The sequence below is a fragment of the Ferruginibacter yonginensis genome (assembly GCF_042651465.1).
Classification (GTDB): Bacteria; Bacteroidota; Bacteroidia; order Chitinophagales; family Chitinophagaceae; genus Ferruginibacter; species Ferruginibacter yonginensis.
This window is the reverse complement of record NZ_JBHSCZ010000002.1, coordinates 467,980-487,525: the sequence shown is the minus strand read 5'-3', so window position 1 is coordinate 487,525 and position 19,546 is coordinate 467,980. Positions and strand designations below refer to the sequence as shown.

Genomic DNA, 19,546 nt, shown 5'->3' with positions numbered 1-19,546 from the left:
ATGGTATAAAATGTTATTTTGCGGCTCATTTAACAAAAATGCACTTGCAACCAGCTAATATAATTTTAACACGAAATGATGGCATTGGTGATATGGTTTTAACCTTACCTATGGCTGCTGTAATAAAGCAACATTTCCCTCAAATTAAAGTAGCTATATTAGGCAAAGCATACACCAAAGCCCTAGTATTAGCTTGCTCATTTGTTGATGAATTTATTGATGAAAACGATTTTTTTGCGAAAGATGTACGCATAAATAATCAAAAACCAGCTGTAATTGTTCATGTTCGAACCAATAAACAAGTTGCAAAAAGAGCCAAGCAACTCAATATACCAATTCGTATAGGCACTAGTAGCAGGTGGTACCATTGGTTTACTTGTAATAAATTAGTGGCTTTAAGCCGCAAAAAATCAGCCTTACATGAGGCACAACTTAATATAAAATTGTTGGCGCCACTAGGTATTAAAAAGTCATATTCTACCGAAGCGTTGCAGCATTTATTTGGTTTAAATTGTCTAGAAAAATTAGAAGAAATATTTACCAAAACTATTGATACCAATCGTTTCAATGTAATTATTCATCCAAAATCACAAGGTAGCTCAAGAGAGTGGCCTATTACGCATTTTATTGAATTGATTAACATTTTAGATGAAAAACGGTACAATATTTTCTTATCAGGTGTAGAGAAAGAGCGACCATACATTCAACAAATAATTGATAAAGTTAATAAGCCTGTACAAACCATTACAGTAAATATGCCGCTTGGGCAATTTATAAGCTTTATTAAAAGTTGCGATGCTATTGTTGCCAATGCCACAGGCCCTATACACATGGGTGCAGCATTGGGTATACATGCGTTGGGGTTATACCCACCATTAAAACCAATACACCCAGGCAGGTGGGCACCATTAGGAAAAAATGTACATGTTTTTGTTTTAGATAAAAATTGTACCGATTGTAGTAACACAAAAAATGCTTGTAGCTGTATGAATGCTATAGCACCACAATCACTAAAAGCTTTGTTAGATGATGTAGCTTCAAAAAAAACTATATCGTATAATTAGGTTTTATAATTGAAGGATGAAGAAAAGGAAATTAGTTATTGACTGTGAACGAATGAAGTATCCACATACGGGGCTTTATTACTATTGCTTGCACTTAGGCAATGCATTAGCAGCATTAATTGATAAAGAAAAAGAAAGCCTCAGTTATTACGTTCGCAATTGTAGTACCCTTTATTTTGGTAACGATGCTCAATATATTGTGCAACACTCTCTCGATAAATTTTACATGCCCGTAAAAGATACCGATGTGTGGCATACTACCTACCAAGCAACCAATTATTTCCCTTTCCGAAAAAAATCGAAAGTGGTTTTTACCATTCACGATTTAAATGTGGTACATGAAAACAATGTATCGCCTGCCAAAATAAAAAAAGAGTTAGCAAAAATTCAAAAGCGCATTTACAGAGCGGATCATATTATTGCTATTTCGGCATTTACATTACATGATATACACAAACATTTAAATGTGGGCAATACACCCATAACCGTTATTCACAATGGTTGTAATTTTTCAAAAATAAATACTCCACAACCTCCAGCTATTGTAGCGGAACAGCCTTTTATTTTCACTCTAGGCACCATCAATTCAAAAAAGAATTTTCATGTGTTACCTTGTTTGGTAGCCAATACGCAAAAAAAATTATACATAGCCGGTGTAGTTGATAATGAAGCCTATAAACAATTGATTATTGAAGAGGCTCAAAAATTTGGTGTTGAAAACCAAGTGGTTTTTTTAGGCCCCATCAGCGAAAATGATAAACAATGGTACATGCAGCATTGTGAAGCATTTGTTTTTCCTTCTATTGCCGAGGGTTTTGGTTTGCCCGTAATTGAAGCCATGTATTTTGGCGTGCCTGTAATTTTATCAACACTTACCGCTTTACCCGAAATTGGTGGCGATGTAGCTTATTATTTTAACTCGTTTGAGCCACAACAAATGCAAGCCGATTACCAACAAGCACTTTCTGCATACAACAACGACCCAACAGCCCCACAAAAAATTATGGAAAGAGCTACTCAATTTAGTTGGGAAGAAGCAGCAAAAAAATACTTAGAAGTGTACAGAAGTTTATATTAGTAGCATAATTTTTTTACCTTGCTGTTTCAATTTATTTGTAGCGTTGATACATAACCCCATTTTACAACAGGCCTTAGCAGGAGATGTCAAAGCATTGGCAAGATGTATATCGTTGGTTGAAAACGAGGCAGCAGATTATGAAACCATGCTAGCATCTTTACCCAATAATACCACACCCGTAATAGGTATTACCGGGCCACCAGGTGCCGGTAAAAGCACCCTTACGGATCAATTAATTGAACGCTATATTGCCGCAGGTAAAAAAGTAGCTATACTTTGTATTGATCCATCATCGCCCTTTCACCACGGCGCTATTTTAGGCGACCGTATACGCATGAGTAGATGGTACAATACGCCACAAGTATACATACGTTCGTTAGCAGGTAAAGGTGCGTTAGGTGGTTTAAGCCCTAAAGTAATTGAAATCACCGATGTGCTTAAAGCAGCTCCTTTTGATGTGGTTATTATTGAAACTATTGGTGTAGGACAAAATGAAATTGAAATTACTGGTTTAGCAGATACCACCATTGTTGTATTAGTGCCAGAAGGTGGCGATGAAATACAAACCATGAAAGCTGGATTAATGGAAATTGCTGATATTTTTGTGGTAAACAAATGCGACCGTAGTGGTGCAGATACTTTTGTAAAGTTTTTAAAAAATATGTTAGCACCTTCCTTTTCAAATAAAACCAACGAAGTAGCTATCATTAAAACGGCTGCGTCAAAAAACGAAGGTGTTGATGCGCTGTACAATGCCATTTTACAACAGCAAACTTTACCCAACAACACCATAAATAAACAACGATTGTATGCAGAAAAAGCATACCAACTCATTGTAAAAAAACGAATGAAAGATGTTGATGTTAAACAACTACAAACCAATATCGGCTTTATGATAACCCAACATCAATTCAATTTATACAAATACCTTGAAAATTTTAAATAACTCAATCCCCTTTCAAATTAATGCGTAAAAGAAAAATAGCTATAACAGTACAACGGTATGGAAAAAATGTAAATGGGGGGGCCGAAGTGTTTGCAAGAATGATAGCTGAAAAATTAATAGAAACTTATGATGTTACTATCCTCACCAGCCGTGCTTTAGATTATCATACTTGGAAACCTGAATTGCCCGAGGGTACAACAATAGAAAATGGTGTTACAATAAAAAGGTTTAATCATAAACCCAAAGCCAGTGAAAAAAAAATACACCATCTTAAAAGAAGTTATAGAGGTAGGCATTTATACCAAAAATTTTATCGTTTTTTGGGGAGGCCAAAATGGTATCTCAAACTATTTCCAACCGCTGAATATCATGATAAATATGGCATTCAATGGCTTGAACATCAAGGCCCAACCACCTATGGTTTAGTACAATATATAAAAGAAAATGAAAATACTTATGATGCTTTTATTTTTATTACATATTTGTATTACCCAACAGCGGCTGGTTTATTAACCGTACCTCATAAGAGTATTTTTATACCTACGATGCATGATGAACAACCTGCGTATTTCCCAATATTTCAAAAAACAATGGCTGCACCAAAATCGCTATTGTTTTTAACAGCATCAGAGCAAAAATTTTCGCAAGGGTTGTTTAAAATTGATCATATAAAACAAGCCGTTGCCTCTGTTGGTGTGGACCCTGTAAGCGATGTTAAAGATAATACCGTTATTGAAAAATTTGGCATTAATGGCAAATACATTGTATATGTAGGCCGTATTGATACCGCTAAAGGCTGCGGTGAAATGCTCTCTTATTTTACTGATTATTTAAAGGATACAGGTAATGCGGTAACACTGGTACTGGCTGGTAAAAATATGATGGATGCCGTAAACCACCCCAATATAAAATACGTCGGCTTTGTAAGTGATGAAGAAAAAGAACAATTAATAAAACATGCAGAAGCATTAATTATTCCTTCAAAACATGAGAGCCTTTCTTTAGTTGTTTTAGAAAGTTTTGCTTGCAAAGTACCTGTAATGGCTAACCAACTTTGCGATGTGTTGAAAGATCATATTGAACTCAGCAACGGCGGATGGTTGTTTGAAGATAAAAACAGTTTTTATAAAGCCCTTAATGATGTGATGGCCAATGTTGATAATACACAAAAAGGGTTGAATGGCTACAATTACGTAATGAACAATTTTACATGGGACCATGTATTAAACACCTACAATGAACTTATTGATTATGTTATAAACGCTAATAAAATGGAACTGACCAATGAATGATAGAGAAAAAAACATTGATACCTATTTCACAAATATTAGGTTAACTAATGCAACATTAGATGTGTATTTACCAAGAACAAGTATTTTAAAAGCCATTAAAGAACAAATGCCTTTTTTTAAAGGTATATTACTTGATGTTGGTTGTGGTATAATGCCTTACAGAGAACTTATATTAAACGAAAATAAGCAAGTATCTAAATATATTGGTTTAGATTTAGCTACTAGCACCATCCACAAAACTGATATTGCAGATTTACATTGGGACGCTGTAACTATTCCTTTGCAAGAGCATACTATCGATGTAGTAATGGCTACAGAAGTACTTGAGCATTCTTTTGAACCAGATCAAACTTTAAATGAAATTTATAGAGTACTTAAACCAAATGGACAATTCTTTTTTACAGTGCCATTTATTTGGCCTTTACACGAAGTACCATATGATGCTTATAGATATACCCCTTTTTCATTAAAAAAACATTTAGAAAAGGCTGGTTTTAAGAATATAGAAATACGTTCACTTGGTGGTTGGCATGCAAGTTTAGCCCAAATGATTGGCCTTTGGATTACAGAAAATAAATTTACTGGCTTCAAAAAAAAGATGGTCACAAAAATTGCAAAAAGAATAATTCGTTATTTAGTTAAAATTGATATTCCAGATCATTCATTTAAACAACACACCATTACGAGTGGATTATATGGTACCGCTCAAAAATTATAATTTAAATATTTATGAATATTAGTTACACCGTTTGCTCAGCCAATTATTTACATTATGCAAAAGCATTAGGCGATTCTATAATAGCCTATAACAGTAATATCAAATTTGTAATTTTTCTACTTGATAAATATGAGATAAAAAATTCTTCAATTTTTGAAAAGTTTGATGTAATTGGGGTTGATGATATTTGGTTGCCGGAACTAGAAGACATGAACAAACGTTACAATATTTTTGAACTAAGTTGCGCCTTAAAACCCTTTGCTGCCCAGTATATCATTTCTAATTATACCAATTGTGAGAAATTATTATATTTCGATTGTGATATATTAGTTTTTAATACATTACAAAATGTTTTACAAAAACTTGATCATTTCTCTATTTTACTTACACCGCATAAAGTAACCTACAGTAATTCGCTTGATAAAAATGTTTTCGAAACACAATTTTTAGGCGCAGGGCTTTTTAATGCTGGCTTTTTTGCAATTAAAAATAATCCTTCAGTAATTGAGTTTTTAGATTGGTGGAAAATTCGATTGATACACCATTGTTATTGTAAACCACATATTGGATTATTTGTTGATCAGTTATGGCTAAACCTTGTACCAATATTTTTTAAAGATTATGCCCCATTCACCGATTTGGGTTATAATGTAGCTTATTGGAATATAGCAGAAAGAGGCATTTCTAAAAAAAATGATGTGTTTTATATTAATGAGAATATACCATTAACATTTTTTCATTTCAGTGGTTATGCTGAATCAACTCCGCATTTATTATCTAAATATGCGCCTGATATTACTTTTGAAAAATACCCTGCCACTTACGATTTGTTTCAATTTTATGTAAACAAATCAAATATAAACTATGGGGAAGATTTTAAAAACGTAAAACCATATTTTGGTATTATTGCGCCAAAAACAGCGGTTAGAGAGCAAAACTTCTTTAAAAGAAAATACAAAAAATGGTTTAAAAAAAATTAGTCGGTTGCTGCATCATCATACTGCACATCCCTGTTTTTCCACCAACGATACGCTATAAAACCTACTATCAAAAAAGGGGTAAACATTAAATATAAAATACCTGAGTTAAGGCCCTGAGCAGGCTTTTCACCTAATTGTTGGGCTGTTTTGGTACACATAGAGCATTGTGCCGCCGCATCTATATACATGGCAAACAATAAAACCGCCAATAATATCAAATACTTTTTCATGTGTATAAAATAGCGAACCTGTTTTAATAAAGTAATCGCTCCTATGTTATAAAATTAAAAGCTTTACTACTAATAAGTTACCTAATATGGTAAATATTTATGCTTCTTTAGGATATTTAAAAAACAACAATTTTTTAGTGGCATTTTCAAACGCACTCCAACTCGTAATATCTGCAGCTACTGCAAACATGCCGCAAGTAGGCATATTATCAACAAACACATCATTACAAAGGCTATTCACAAACTCGGTAATACCAGGGTTGTGAGCAAAAATTGCTACTGTACCGTAGGTATCATCTAAACCATTAATCACTTCAAAAAATACTTCGGCCGGTGCATGGTATAGTACATCTTTATACTGTATTTGTTCGGCTGCTATACCAAGTGTTGAAGCAAAAATTTCGCAAGTAGTTTTGGCCCTTAAGGCAGTGCTTGTAATGAGTGCATCAACATGAATTTGTGCAGCTTGTAACTTTGCCGCCATTAATGGTGCATCATTTTTACCTCTTTCATTAAGGGGCCTGTCAAAATCAGAAGCATTGGTTAATAACCAACTGCTCTTTGCATGTCGAACAATGATAATTTTTTTCAAAATATAATTTTTTATAGGTAGCGGATCGTAGCAAAAATAACTCTTTTGAAGTGTAACCCTTCAAAATTTTGCTATTAAAATATACCATTCATAAAAAACTATACTGGCAATTATTAAAAGTTGTATACGCTTGAACTTACTTTTAAATGGTGTTTTTCTGCAAAAATCTTTTGTGTTTTTTGCATGTACCTTAAATAATCATCTTCTTGGTTTTCATATTTTTCAATTAGCGTAAAAGCCTCTGTCCTAGCCGCTTCTGTAGTAGCTTTGCCCCACATTTTATATGAGGTATAAATGTTTTTCAGGTATTTAAAATACTCAACAAATGCTTTTTTATAATCTTCAGCACCTACCAATGAAGGTACTTTTTCATTTTGCAATGCAATCATTTCAGTATTAATAACTTGCATCATTGCAGCGGCTGCTGTTGCTACACTATCCATTTGATTATTGATGATATGTTCACGTATGGCTACATCCGTTTTAGTAACCATCGGTAAAATTTTTGTTTGCGTAGCTATGAGGTGGTCATTATAATCTTTGGCTTCACCTGCGGTAGAGCAGCTTGTAAAATAAATACAACCCAACAATAACAATGAAACGAGTAATCGCATAAATATAATTTTACAGCAATATACAAGTTATTAAGTCTTTAATTACCAATACCGGCTATAAACAATAGCAAAATAGCTTATTACAAAAATGGCACTTATTTTTGCAGTTAAAACAACGTCACATCGCAGCAATTTACCTCATAACGCCCCCATTTACACAGCTCAATACGCCTTACCCTGCAACAGCCTATATTAAAGGGTTTTTAAACACAAAGGGTATTAGCAGTTTCCAAAGCGATTTGGGTATTGAGGTTACATTGGCATTGTTTTCTAAAAAAGGTATTACAGCGGTTTTTAATCATATTGAACAAAAAAGCATTACGTATAGTTATAATGTGCAACACATTATACAACTCAAAGCGCATTACATCAACACTATTGATGCTGTTATTGCTTTTTTGCAAGATAAAGACCCAACCCTTGCCCATGCCATTTGTAAACGCAATTTTTTACCCGAAGCCAGCAGGTTTCAACATGCTGATGATTTGGAAAAAGCCTTTGGCAATATGGGTATTCAAGATAGGGCCAAGTTTATTGCGACGATGTATTTGGAAGATTTATCTGACCTTATAAAAGATACGGTTGATGAAAATTTTGGCTTTAGCCGATATGCCGAACGCTTAGGACGCTCTGCCAATACTTTCGATGAATTGTACGAGGCACTTCAACAACCTTATACTTTTGTTGATACTTTATTAATTGAAATTTTAGAGCAGCGTTTACAAACAGTAAACCCAATAATGGTAGCTATTTCAGTACCTTTTCCGGGCAACTTATATACATCATTGCGTTGTGGTCAATACATTAAAAAACATTTTCCACACATTAAAGTGGCCATGGGTGGCGGCTTTGCCAATACAGAGTTGCGGTCGGTTACTGATGTGAGGGTATTTGAATTTTATGATTTTATTACGTTAGATGATGGCGAAGCACCTTTAGAAAATTTGTACGCATTTGTAACAAAAAATAAAACGGTTGATGAACTAAAGCGTACTTTTTTATTACAAGATGGTCAAGTTACCTATATCAACAATACCCATGTAAAAGATTATAAACAAGGGGCCGTAGGTACGCCAGATTACAGCGACTTATTACTGTCTGAATATATTTCAGCCATTGAAGTTGTAAACCCAATGCACCGCATGTGGAGCGATGGCCGATGGAATAAATTAACCATGGCCCATGGTTGCTATTGGGGCAAATGTACCTTTTGCGATGTATCGCTTGATTATATTAAATTATACGAGCCCGTTGCTGCTGGTATTTTGTGCGATAGAATGGAAACCATTATGCAGCAAACAGGCCAAAATGGTTTTCACTTTGTTGATGAAGCTGCACCACCAGCTTTAATGAGGGCCCTAGCTATTGAAATTATTAATCGAAAAATGGTGGTAACCTGGTGGACCAACGTACGGTTTGAAAAAAGCTTTACCCGTGACTTATGCGTATTGCTGAGCACAGCAGGTTGTATAGCTGTGAGTGGTGGGTTAGAGGTTGCTAGCGATAGACTGTTACAGCTAATTGATAAAGGTATTACAGTGGCACAAGTGGCAAAGGTTAATAGGCATTTTACAGAAGCCGGTATTTTAGTTCATGCTTATTTAATGTATGGTTTTCCTACTCAAACTGAGCAAGAAACGATTGATTCGCTTGAAATGGTTCGACAACTATTTGCTACCAATGTATTACAATCAGCCTTTTGGCACCGCTTTGCTTTAACAGCACACAGCCCTGTTGGTTTAAACCCAAGCAAATACCATATTAAAATTTTAAATGAGCAACCTGGTAGTTTTGCTAATAATGATGTTGAGTATGAAGATGAAACAGGTTGCGACCACGATAGTTTTGGTTTCGGTTTAAAAAAATCGTTGTTCAATTATATGCACCATATAGGCATTGACGAACCCCTACAAAAATGGTTCGATTTTAAAATACCTAAACCGAAAGTAAGTTCTACTTTTATTGAAGATGCATTGAATGAACCTGAAATCAATACATTAAAACCAAACAGTAAAATCATTTTTTTAGGTAACATACCTACAGTTAGTTATTTCACCCAATCTAAAAAAGGGTACAGCCGTGAAATGGCCACCTTGCATTTTTACAACAAACGCCATATTCAAAAAATACAAATATTAAAAGAGCAGGCTGATTGGTTGTTACAATTGTTACCGCTACTGCAAATAGGCGATCAACCATTGTTAACCCTGCAAGATGTTATGAACAATTATGAACAACAGGGCCTTGAAAACTTTGAATTGTTTTGGGATAATAAACCCATGAATACACTGTACCAATCAGGCTTATTGCAAGTGTAACTAATCTATCGTTAATATGTTATTATAAACACCATTTGTACTTAATTGAAAACCAATAGGCTGGCCAACATAATCTTTTGCTAATTTCATTTTCAATAAATCTAATAACGGTTGATATTGGCTCATAGGTTTGGTTACATAGGCGGCAGGCGATTTATAAACAACAGGAGGGTAGGTGTCAGCATCTTTCACAAACTCAATATTAATTGCTCTAATACTTCCTGGCCTTTTAGGCACAACGGTTAACTGCATACTAATTCGAGCAGTTGATGTGGTACTATCTGGGTAATTAGGTTGGCTAATAACGTTTACTTTAAAGTCAACTATCAAGCCTTGTTGTAATACTTTATTGCTTTGTGCCGTTACTAATGTGGTGCAACACATCAATACAATAAAGATGTTTAACTTTTTCATATTATCATGAATTGGTATTTAAATATACACTTTTATTAGTAAGATTAAAGTGATAATTTTAAACCTATGCAACACATCAAAAACATACCCTTAACATCAGCCAATAATAAAATTTTTGGTGTAGATATTTGTTTACAACCATGCACCAACAAAAAACCAATGGTGGTATATGCACATGGTTTTAATGGCTTTAAAGATTGGGGTAATATGGATATTGTTGCAGAACAATTTGCTGCTGCTGGTTTTGTGTTTGTAAAATTTAATTTTTCACACAATGGTACAAGCCTTTCACAGCCTACCGAATTTGTTGATTTGGAAGCTTTTGGAAATAACAACTATACCAAACAGTTGAACGATTTATCAACAGTTGTAAATTGGTTGCACACCAACGATAACCCAGCTTTGCTACAAATAAATTTGCAACAGTTTTATTTAATAGGGCATAGCATGGGAGGTGGTTTGGCCATTTTATATGCAGCTACAGATAAGCGTATAAAAAAACTCATAACATGGGCAAGCATTAGTGAGTGCAAAACACCATGGGGCAGTTGGAGTACACAGCAAATGGCTGATTGGAAAACAACAGGTGTGGCCTATTACAACAACCAACGCACCCAACAACAAATGCCTTTGTACTATCAGTTATACGAAGATTACGAACAACACCAACAACTGCTTAACATAAAAAACGCCATAACATCTTTACAAATACCTATACTCATATGCCATGGCAGCAACGATACTAGTGTAAACATCAGCAATGCATACACGTTACAACAATGCCAACCAACGGCAGCGCTTTGTATAGTGGAAAGCGACCATGTGTTTGGGAGAAAACACCCTTGGCTTGGTACAGAAATGCCTGCACCAATGAAAGTGATTGTGCAGGCATCCATTCAGTTTTTATTACGATAATGTTGTTATTTAACAGCCACACTATTTAATTCAATCCAATAACCATCGGGGTCTTGAAAGTAAATTTGTTTAATACCATCAGCCCTAATGGTAATTTTGTTAGGTGTACCCGGCCAATCGCCATAAGCCACCTTTAGTTGTTGTAACCTTTCAATAAAAGCATCAAAATCAGGCGTTGTTAATGCAAAATGTACTGCTTTATTAATTGTTATGGGTGTTTTAATAATAGCGATGAGGTGCAACTCCTTCTCTTCATTCAATGAAAACCAACGAACACCGTCTATTTTTGTACGGTTTACAATTTCTTGTAAATTCAACACTTCACTATAAAATTCAGCTGCCGCATTTACATCTTTTACCGATAATGAAACATGGTTAAATGTAAACTGTATGTTTTTATTGGCTTGTGCTGTTGCTTTTAACGATAAGCTTCCTACAAAAATGAATAATAATAAATAACGCATTAATTGCATCTTTTTAAAAATTTACAAAGTAGGTTTTACACCCATTTCGCTAAAAATAAACGAATAAATATCAGCCAAGGTTTCAATATTTTTTTGTGTATTACTAGCACCATGACCACTATTCGTATCTATTCTAATGAGCACCGGGTTGTTACCTTTATACATTTCTTGTAACGTAGCAATGTACTTAAATGAATGTGCTGGCACTACCCTATCATCATGATCTGCCGTTGTAACCAAGGTTGATGGATACGCTTTGGTATTGCTGATGTTGTGCAAAGGAGAGTACGCATATAGGTTTTTAAAATTAGCTTCATCTTGTTCGCTGCTACCGTAATCGGCAATCCAGTTCCACCCGATGGTGAATTTATGAAAACGTAACATATCCATTACACCCACTTGTGGTATGGCCACACGAGCCAAATCTGGTCGCTGGTTTATGACAGCACCCACTAATAACCCACCATTACTACCACCTCTTAATGCCAATTTACTGTTAGAAGTATATTTTTCTTTTATTAAATATTCTCCTGCCGCAATAAAATCATCAAACACATTTTGTTTATTGAGCAACATACCTGCCTTATGCCATTTTTCGCCGTACTCACCACCGCCTCTTAAATTAGCTTGAGCGTATACACCACCTGCATCTAAAAACGGTAATAAAGTGGCGCTAAAGCCGGGCTCTAAGTTGATGTTAAAGCCGCCGTATCCGTATAATAGTGTTACATTATTACCATCTTTTTTAATACCTTTTTTACTGATGATGTACATCGGTATTTTAGTACCATCTTTACTGGTATAAAACACTTGTTTGGTTTCATAAGCAGCAGGGTTAAATGCTACTTCGGGTTTACGAAATACAGTGCTTTTTCCGGTTGCTATATCATATTGATAAATAGTAGGAGGGATGGTAAATGAGCTAAAAACATAAAACAGGGTTTTGTCTTTTTCATCGCCGCCCAAACCACCGCCATTGCCTAATGCCGGGTAAGTGATGTTGCCTAACTTTTTTCCTTCGTAATTATATACATAAGTTTTAGTGGCTACATCTTCCAAATAATCAGCAAAAATTTTACCGCCACCTGTACTTGCCCTTAATAAGGTAGCTGCTTGTTCTGGTATAAGGGTAGTAGCTTTTGTAATATCAAGATTGTTGATAGCCACGGCAATTACTTTTTTATTTGGTGCATTGGCATTGGTTTGAATAATAAAATGCGTTGCGGTATGGTGTACTACGTTATAACTAAAATTGCTCACCTCTTTTACAATTGGTTTAAAAGAAGCTGTTGGAGTGTTTAAATCCATTACAAACAATGCATTGCCATCAAAGCCTTTGCCTCTATCGCTTACAGTAAGGTAAAGGTATTGCTCATCGCTACTAGTGCTAGCCGTATGAAAACGCTGAGGGTTTGCTGCATCTTCATACACTAATACATCGGCAGATTGTGCTGTACCAACTTTATGAAACCAAACTTGGTGGTTCTCGTTTTTTACACTCAAGGCGCTAGCCCCATTTGCTGGCGCAGGGTACCTGCTATAGTAAAAACCATCGCCCTTCCATGCAATACCACTAATTTTTACCCAATTCAATTGATCCGCTAAGTCCTTACCCGTTTGCATATCTCTCACCTTATACGTTTGCCAATCGCTACCGCCTTCACTTAAACCCATTACGGCATAAGTGCCTTTTTTATTTAATGAAAAAGCGGTTAAACGAGTAGTACCATCTTTACTGAGTGTGTTAGGGTCAATCACCATTTCAACAGCTCCTTTCAACCCTTTTTGGCGGTACAGTACTGATTGGTTTTGTAACCCATTGTTTTTATAAAAATAATAGTAATCGCCTTTTTTAAAGGGTGCTGAATATTTAGGATAATTGAATACTTTTTCTAAGGCCGCTTTAAATGTTTGGCGATAGGGTATCTTATTTAAATACCCAAACGTTACTTCATTTTGTGCAATCACCCAATTTTTAGTGGCTTCACTTTTATCATCTTCTAACCAACGATAAGGATCATCAACCTTGGTGTTAAAATATACATCGGTTTGGTTGGTTTTTGGTGTAACAGGGTACACCAATTGTGCTGAAGCGTTTTGCATCATAATAGTAGTAACTGCCATTAAAGAAATAATATGTTTCATATACTGCCTTTTGCTTTTATAAATTGTAGCGTAGCAGCATAAAGATATTATGGATGTGGCAATTTTGCCAACATTATTACATTTAATTAATGCAGTTAAAAATGTATGCGGTTGAAGCCCAAAAAAGCCGCCCCTTATGGAGCGGCTTTTTGTAAAAGGTATGTTGATAGTTTATTGCTTTATGATTTTAAATACTTGCTGTACACCATCTGTAGTAGTGGCTTTTAACCAATAAATACCCGGGGCGAATGAAGTAATATTTAATACTGTAGTACCTGTTTTATTGGCTGGTTGTTTTTTCAAAATACTACCGGTTGCATCCATCCAAGTAATTTGCATGTTTGCGGTGTTATTGTTTGCTGCCACCACCGTTACTAAGCCCGTTGTTGGGTTAGGGAACACATCCGTAATACCTTTGCCATTTTCGCCAAACCTTACCAATACAATATTGCTGAAAGTGATAGCGCCGTTGTTGCTCACCATTTTTAATCTATAATACAATTTTGTACCATTATTAGCAGCATTGATATGCGTAAAATTGTACGTTGTAACAGCGGTACTATTCGTAGCGGTTAAGCTTCCAATTGTAATAAATTGGTATCCGTTAGAACTGTATTGTACTTCGTACGTTGCTTGGTTAATTTCGTTGGTAACCTTCCATTGTACAAGGGCATCATTTTTTGCAGCTACTGCTGTAAAATCTAGTAAAGTTACAGGCAATACTACTGCATTGGTTTGTATGAAAAAGCCGCTAAAACCTGTCACATCAAAACTTACTTCCCACCTTGCAGCTAAGCTATTATACACAATATCAACATCTGCTGGGTCAATAGTTTCAGGTGTACCTGTATAGCTTGTTTGGTTACCAGTTCCATCAGCACTAACACCCGGATATTTTACGACCAATAAATTGGCTTTACCAGCTACATCATTGGCATTGGTAGGTAAATCAAGCGTACTATTGGGTGCTGCATTAAATGCATCAAACTCTTGTTGGGTAAAATATAAAGTAACCCTACCTGTTGCTGAAGTAGCGTTGGTTGCTGGGGTTATTTCATAATGGCGTTGTACATATGGTATGGTATTATTGCTTTGTACTGTTGCATCAACATATACTTTACTGGTTACTGAACCTGCAATGGCATTACCGCCTGCTTGAGCTACTGTTACAACCACACCTGTACAACCTGTGTAAGTTGTTGTAGCCGATTGTGTAGTAGTAATAGTAGTACCACCTATAGCTAGTGTTGCAGCATCTTGCACAAATTCATATACTGATACTGTTTTGCTGTTTTCTGCACTTACTATTAACAACGCCTTACCTGTGGCGCTTTCTGCAGCAGGTACAAATAAAATACCTTCTACCGCTACATCAGCAGGGTTATCAATGTATTGTTTAAATACTGGTGCTAAGGGGTTGCTGATGTCGTATACAAATACATCACCTGTTCTTTCGCTACCTATAAAGGCATACAATACACCGTTTACCATACCTGTGGTTACACCTTCTGGCTCAGGACCTTTGTTATCACTTCTTGTATCAAACGAAGCACTAGTACCATCAGAGTTGAATGACGCTGGATTTTGTGCTTTTGTAATTTGTTCTAATTGATCGCCGCTATCAAATACTTGTGTGAAAGTGTTGGTCCAAATACTAAATGAACGGGCCCCAAAAACTTGAATTTGATCAAAATCACCATCGGTATCAGTATCGCCAGTTGCATTGGTAACTTGTAATCTACCTACATTGGCATTTTGTTTTAACGTAGTAGCTGTAGGGAACGTAGCAGCATCTAACACATAGCCAGCTGCACCCACACGTACCTCTTCACTAAAGCCTGTGTAAGCCCTTGAATCACCTTCGTTAGCTGTAATAAAATAATTGGTGCCCCCTACATTAAAACTAGCAATAGCATCTGGTTGATACATGCCCATTACAGGCCAATTTTGAATATTAATAGTACCCCCATCTTGGTCACTTACATCTAAACCATTACCAGCAATGCTGTGATTTTTTAATCCTAACGGATAAATATTGGTGATGGTAGCGGTAGCAATATTTAAAGTAGCCACAGCATTATTTTCTTGCAAAGTAATAAATGCAGTAGTTCCATCTGTTGAAAAGCTGATGTACTCTGGCTCAACATCTTGCGCTACGGTAGCACCCGGACCAAAAATTCTTACTCCAGCAGCTCTTAATGCAGCTATTTGTCCATTAAAGCCAGTAAACCCAGCAGTTGTAACTGTTGCGTTGTTTACACCTGCACTAATATCAATTATAGATACAGAACCTTCAGGGTCAAATGAATTACCTTGTCCATAGCTATTAGGTTCGCCTTCATTAGCGGTTAAAATTTTTGTACCGTCATTGGTAAACACCAACATATCTGGCAAATAACCCACCGTAACATCAGTAATATAAGTTGCAGTTGCAGCGTTGTAAAAGGCCACCCTGCCTAATTGTTGGGCATTGCTAGTAGCATCAACTATGGCAAAACTAACCGCCACTACACCATTTTTTACACTGATGGAATTGGGTACTGCATTGGTGCCAGCTGGTGGTGTAAAACCAAATGGTATATTAGTGGGTGTTGATAATTGAGCCGTATTACTCAAAGTGTAATACTCTAAAGCAGGACCAGCCACTGTAAATATTCTTTTCGTAGCGGCATCGTACGTTGATATTTCTGCACCATTTATACTTGTTGCTGTAGCACGTAACACAAGGGGCTGACAAACAAAATCTGTAATAATAACATTTTGCGTAGCGGTGGTACCTAATGTGATACCAGCTGATGGGTTACTAATTGTTAACACAGCCGTTTCATTTCCTTCAATAATAGCATCGTTTTTAATGGTGAATGTTACGTTACCTGTAGTAGCACCGTTTGGAATGGTGATGGTGCTGTTTGATAAAATATAATCTGCCGATGTGATGCCGGTGCCTGAAACACCTAAGGTTACGGTTTGGTTACCCACTACTGGGGCTGATGCTGTAGCAGTTACCGTAACAATGGTAGCGTTTTCTTCCGAAGCTGTATTGGTGCTTACCGACAAATTTACTGTTGGGTTAGCCGCTACATCATTATCAGTAATAGTAAGATTTTGAGTGGTGGTGGTGCCTAAAGCAATACCACTTGATGGTGCACTTATGGTTAAAGTAGCTGTTTCTGTACCCTCCACAACGGCGTCATCAACAACGGTAAAAGTTACGGTTCCTGTGGTAGCGCCATTGGGTATGGTGATAGTTGTGTTGCTCAGATTATAATCACCTGCCGTAATATTAGTGCCCGTTACGCCCAAGGTAACGGTTTGGTTGCTAGTTACGGGGGCTGATGTTGTTGCGGTAACTGTAACAACCGTTGCATCAGCTTCTGCAGCCGTATTAGTACTAACTGATAGTGTAACGGTTGGTAAAATTGGAGCCACTGGCACAAAATCGAGTCCTTTTACAATTTTACCAGTTGGTGCTGTATATAAAGTAACGTTATTGGCGGTGGTTATGGATATGGTTGTATTGTAACCTGCAACATCATTCAATTTAATAATGCTGTTGGCTGTTAATGCACCTTGACCTGTTGATACATATATATTAGCACCAGCACCACTTTTTTCAGCAGCTAAACCAAATCCACCAAAAGTAGTAGTGTAAGTACCATTACTTACCCAGTTGCCGTTTACTAATGAATACTTTGCAATAGTACCAGCCGTGTTGGATGTTGCAGAAATGCTGTATAAAATATCAAAATTGGTTCCATTTGAGCCAGATGAAACCAAGTAAAAATCTTGCAAATTTGCGTTATTGGTTAAGCCCGGTAAACCAGTTGCGGTAGCGCCAGTTGGCGAAGCAATGGTATTTACCTGTATAACTGTTGCTGTGGAACTGCTAGAGGCTACATAAACAGTACCTCCAAAACTTTTAATAGCCCTGAAATTACCAACTGGGTTAGGGGCTGTGGTACTATTTGTATACAAACCGCCTTGGTCGGCAATAAACCAATTGCTGTTATTAAGGGTTGTAGCACTTCTTGTTTGGTTGCCAGAGGTACCTGTATAAGTAGTTGCTAAACTAAAAGCTCCAGTTGATGTAACATTTGCAACAGCCCTTGGGTTAAGGGTGTTTACATTAGCAGTAGTATTCGTGTTATTGGCACCTGTAAAAGTGAGTATGGTTCTATCATTACTTAAGCTCACATACCCTGTTGATGTGGCACTGCTCGATATTCTGAGGGCATTGGCACCCGTTCCATCAATATTTATAACAGATGCGGCAGTGGCTTCAGTTTGTGCAGCATTATTGGTATTAATAACAACCAATTTTGCTGTTGTGTTGTTAGCGGATGCTTCTGCTTGTAAAAAAGCAATATTGCCCGGCGTAAAATTTTGTGCTTGAGTGGCTTGGTTTAAAACAGTAATAAACACCGCTACTAAAGCAATGAGATGGTACAATTTTTTCATGTAATGAATTAATTTTTGACTGATGGAAGTCAAAATTATTAGATACCTCATGCGAAATGGCACTGTTACAATTTGATAACAATTTGGTGAAGATTTATTATTAAAAAATTGATGGTGTGTTTACATAAACCAAAAAATATCATAAGATGTATTGATTAATTGATTGAAAACAGCATGAACAAATTGTGCATAACGAAGGATGGAAAGCTATCAACCTATATACTTTATACAATAATTTTGTAATAATTGTAAAACAGGTATGCAAAAATCGAAGGTAGGAGATATCGTTATTAAGCAATACGGTGATAAAACCGTTATTAGCAAGTATCCAGATATGAGTAATGTGGTGCCAAGTGATTCACAATTGGGTAAAAGAAGTCGTTTTGCAGAAGCCGTTGCTTATGCTAAAACAATAAACAGCAATCCCATCTTACGCCTAGATTACGTAAAAAGGTACGGCGACAGCAAATCTGTATACCAAGCGGCGCTAAAAGAATATTTGAATAGAGAAGTTTATTAATATTTATTCAGGATCAACCACCACTAAGGTTCTACTAAAGCCTTCTTCTAACGATATAAAGGTTTCGGTTCTTTCAATCCCTTTAATTTTTTGCAGCTCATCGTGCAATACTCGGCGTAACTGGGCAATATCTTTACAAACGACCTCTAAAAACATACTATAACTACCGGTAATGTAGTTCAAACGAACAATTTCGGGTATTTTCTTTAGTTCCTTTGCCACAACATCATACAACGAACTCTTTTCTAAATAAATACCAACAAAAGCGGTACAGTCGTAACCCAATAACTTTACATTTACATTCATACGGGTACCTGAAATAATATTCATTTCTTGCAGCTTCTTTATACGCACATGAATAGTACCTGCACTTACAAACAATTTCTTGCCTAATTCTGCATAAGAAATTTCTGCATCATTCATCATGGCGTTGATAATTTGTAAATCTAATTTATCCGTATTTAATTTTACACTCATATAAGCAGTGATTTTAATTTTTGTAAACCAAATATACAAAATATTTAAACAACATCTATATTTTCAAAATAAAGCTTAAAATATATTCAACGAAATAGAGTTTACCTTATCTTTGTATCATCAAACAGCCGATAAAGGTCGGAACATACTGTGGGGTGATGAAATTTTTGGCAGACATACCCTCTTGTCTCGAGGGTGAGGATCACAGGATAAACGAAGTATAGAGCCGCAGCAATGCGGTCGGGGTCGACCACCGAACTTTGTACTTTAGCTAACTGCCTCGTGGAGGTTCGACCCCTCCCCCTACAGCTTTAAGCCCTT

Annotated in this window: 17 protein-coding genes; 9 read left to right on the top strand and 8 right to left on the bottom strand. The window is 36.2% G+C overall.

All coding sequences use genetic code 11. The annotated features are described in order from the left end of the window. Positions 1–44 precede the first annotated feature (44 nt). Genes ACFOWM_RS09290 through ACFOWM_RS09265 form a run of 6 tightly spaced genes read left to right on the top strand, consistent with a single transcriptional unit; the run spans position 45 to position 6,078 of the window. Positions 45–1,064, top strand: a complete 1,020-nt coding sequence (locus ACFOWM_RS09290) for a glycosyltransferase family 9 protein (RefSeq protein WP_379709153.1) — start codon at positions 45–47, stop codon at positions 1,062–1,064. 16 nt (positions 1,065–1,080) lie between these two features. Further along, a complete protein-coding gene (locus ACFOWM_RS09285) occupies positions 1,081–2,142 on the top strand; it encodes a glycosyltransferase family 4 protein (RefSeq protein WP_379709151.1) in 1,062 nt (353 codons plus the stop codon). 43 nt (positions 2,143–2,185) lie between these two features. Then, a complete protein-coding gene (gene meaB, locus ACFOWM_RS09280) occupies positions 2,186–3,088 on the top strand; it encodes a methylmalonyl Co-A mutase-associated GTPase MeaB (RefSeq protein WP_379709149.1) in 903 nt (300 codons plus the stop codon). A 20-nt stretch (positions 3,089–3,108) separates the two neighbouring features. Continuing rightward, positions 3,109–4,380 (top strand): glycosyltransferase family 4 protein, encoded by a 1,272-nt coding sequence (locus ACFOWM_RS09275; RefSeq protein WP_379709147.1) that lies wholly within the window; start codon positions 3,109–3,111, stop codon positions 4,378–4,380. Then, positions 4,373–5,098, top strand: a complete 726-nt coding sequence (locus ACFOWM_RS09270; RefSeq protein ID WP_379709145.1) for a class I SAM-dependent methyltransferase — start codon at positions 4,373–4,375, stop codon at positions 5,096–5,098. The genes ACFOWM_RS09275 and ACFOWM_RS09270 overlap by 8 nt, the downstream gene beginning before the upstream one ends. Before the next feature lie 11 nt (positions 5,099–5,109). Next, a complete protein-coding gene (locus tag ACFOWM_RS09265) occupies positions 5,110–6,078 on the top strand; it encodes a hypothetical protein (RefSeq protein ID WP_379709143.1) in 969 nt (322 codons plus the stop codon). On the opposite strand, the gene ACFOWM_RS09260 is transcribed toward ACFOWM_RS09265, so the two are convergent. From ACFOWM_RS09260 to ACFOWM_RS09250, 3 genes are all read right to left on the bottom strand, one after another. Further along, positions 6,075–6,308 (bottom strand): hypothetical protein, encoded by a 234-nt coding sequence (locus ACFOWM_RS09260; RefSeq protein ID WP_379709141.1) that lies wholly within the window; start codon positions 6,306–6,308, stop codon positions 6,075–6,077. The genes ACFOWM_RS09265 and ACFOWM_RS09260 overlap by 4 nt on opposite strands. A gap of 97 nt (positions 6,309–6,405) precedes the next feature. Next, positions 6,406–6,900 carry a SixA phosphatase family protein gene (locus ACFOWM_RS09255; RefSeq protein ID WP_379709139.1) on the bottom strand — a complete coding sequence of 165 codons (495 nt, stop codon included), beginning with the start codon at positions 6,898–6,900 and terminating at the stop codon, positions 6,406–6,408. A 113-nt stretch (positions 6,901–7,013) separates the two neighbouring features. Beyond that, entirely contained in the window at positions 7,014–7,514 is a 501-nt protein-coding gene (locus ACFOWM_RS09250; protein ID WP_379709137.1) for a hypothetical protein, read from the bottom strand. Between the two features lie 101 nt (positions 7,515–7,615). Here ACFOWM_RS09250 and ACFOWM_RS09245 point away from each other — a divergent pair, with 101 nt between their 5' ends. Next, positions 7,616–9,832 carry a B12-binding domain-containing radical SAM protein gene (locus ACFOWM_RS09245; RefSeq protein ID WP_379709135.1) on the top strand — a complete coding sequence of 739 codons (2,217 nt, stop codon included), beginning with the start codon at positions 7,616–7,618 and terminating at the stop codon, positions 9,830–9,832. Here ACFOWM_RS09245 and ACFOWM_RS09240 read toward each other — a convergent pair whose 3' ends face one another. Beyond that, on the bottom strand, positions 9,833–10,246 hold the full coding sequence (locus tag ACFOWM_RS09240; protein WP_379709133.1) for a hypothetical protein: 414 nt from the start codon (positions 10,244–10,246) through the stop codon (positions 9,833–9,835). It lies immediately after the preceding gene. Positions 10,247–10,312: 66 nt separating this feature from the next. Here ACFOWM_RS09240 and ACFOWM_RS09235 point away from each other — a divergent pair, with 66 nt between their 5' ends. Beyond that, positions 10,313–11,161 (top strand): alpha/beta hydrolase, encoded by an 849-nt coding sequence (locus ACFOWM_RS09235; protein WP_379709131.1) that lies wholly within the window; start codon positions 10,313–10,315, stop codon positions 11,159–11,161. A gap of 5 nt (positions 11,162–11,166) precedes the next feature. On the opposite strand, the gene ACFOWM_RS09230 is transcribed toward ACFOWM_RS09235, so the two are convergent. The 3 genes from ACFOWM_RS09230 to ACFOWM_RS09220 form a co-directional block, all read right to left on the bottom strand. Next, complete coding sequence (locus ACFOWM_RS09230; protein WP_379709129.1) at positions 11,167–11,625, bottom strand: VOC family protein; 459 nt, start codon at positions 11,623–11,625, stop codon at positions 11,167–11,169. A 21-nt stretch (positions 11,626–11,646) separates the two neighbouring features. Continuing rightward, on the bottom strand, positions 11,647–13,770 hold the full coding sequence (locus tag ACFOWM_RS09225) for a prolyl oligopeptidase family serine peptidase (protein ID WP_379709127.1): 2,124 nt from the start codon (positions 13,768–13,770) through the stop codon (positions 11,647–11,649). 171 nt (positions 13,771–13,941) lie between these two features. Continuing rightward, positions 13,942–18,228 carry a choice-of-anchor I family protein gene (locus tag ACFOWM_RS09220; RefSeq protein ID WP_379709125.1) on the bottom strand — a complete coding sequence of 1,429 codons (4,287 nt, stop codon included), beginning with the start codon at positions 18,226–18,228 and terminating at the stop codon, positions 13,942–13,944. Between the two features lie 259 nt (positions 18,229–18,487). Between ACFOWM_RS09220 and ACFOWM_RS09215 the strand changes: the two genes are divergently transcribed. Beyond that, complete coding sequence (locus tag ACFOWM_RS09215; protein WP_379709123.1) at positions 18,488–18,748, top strand: hypothetical protein; 261 nt, start codon at positions 18,488–18,490, stop codon at positions 18,746–18,748. 3 nt (positions 18,749–18,751) lie between these two features. On the opposite strand, the gene ACFOWM_RS09210 is transcribed toward ACFOWM_RS09215, so the two are convergent. Beyond that, positions 18,752–19,225, bottom strand: coding sequence for an Lrp/AsnC ligand binding domain-containing protein (locus ACFOWM_RS09210; RefSeq protein ID WP_379709121.1), 474 nt, complete (start codon positions 19,223–19,225; stop codon positions 18,752–18,754). Positions 19,226–19,546 lie beyond the last annotated feature (321 nt).

Bases quoted from the DNA above. Each gene is read 5' to 3' on its own strand.
- ACFOWM_RS09285 (WP_379709151.1), top strand. From the start codon at position 1,081: ATGAAGAAAAGGAAATTAGTTATTGACTGTGAACGAATGAAGTATCCA.
- ACFOWM_RS09275 (WP_379709147.1), top strand. From the start codon at position 3,109: ATGCGTAAAAGAAAAATAGCTATAACAGTACAACGGTATGGAAAAAAT.
- ACFOWM_RS09270 (WP_379709145.1), top strand. From the start codon at position 4,373: ATGAATGATAGAGAAAAAAACATTGATACCTATTTCACAAATATTAGG.
- ACFOWM_RS09265 (WP_379709143.1), top strand. From the start codon at position 5,110: ATGAATATTAGTTACACCGTTTGCTCAGCCAATTATTTACATTATGCA.
- ACFOWM_RS09260 (WP_379709141.1), bottom strand. From the start codon at position 6,308: ATGAAAAAGTATTTGATATTATTGGCGGTTTTATTGTTTGCCATGTAT.
- ACFOWM_RS09250 (WP_379709137.1), bottom strand. From the start codon at position 7,514: ATGCGATTACTCGTTTCATTGTTATTGTTGGGTTGTATTTATTTTACA.
- ACFOWM_RS09240 (WP_379709133.1), bottom strand. From the start codon at position 10,246: ATGAAAAAGTTAAACATCTTTATTGTATTGATGTGTTGCACCACATTA.
- ACFOWM_RS09235 (WP_379709131.1), top strand. From the start codon at position 10,313: ATGCAACACATCAAAAACATACCCTTAACATCAGCCAATAATAAAATT.
- ACFOWM_RS09230 (WP_379709129.1), bottom strand. From the start codon at position 11,625: ATGCGTTATTTATTATTATTCATTTTTGTAGGAAGCTTATCGTTAAAA.
- ACFOWM_RS09225 (WP_379709127.1), bottom strand. From the start codon at position 13,770: ATGAAACATATTATTTCTTTAATGGCAGTTACTACTATTATGATGCAA.
- ACFOWM_RS09220 (WP_379709125.1), bottom strand. From the start codon at position 18,228: ATGAAAAAATTGTACCATCTCATTGCTTTAGTAGCGGTGTTTATTACT.
- ACFOWM_RS09215 (WP_379709123.1), top strand. From the start codon at position 18,488: ATGCAAAAATCGAAGGTAGGAGATATCGTTATTAAGCAATACGGTGAT.
- ACFOWM_RS09210 (WP_379709121.1), bottom strand. From the start codon at position 19,225: ATGAGTGTAAAATTAAATACGGATAAATTAGATTTACAAATTATCAAC.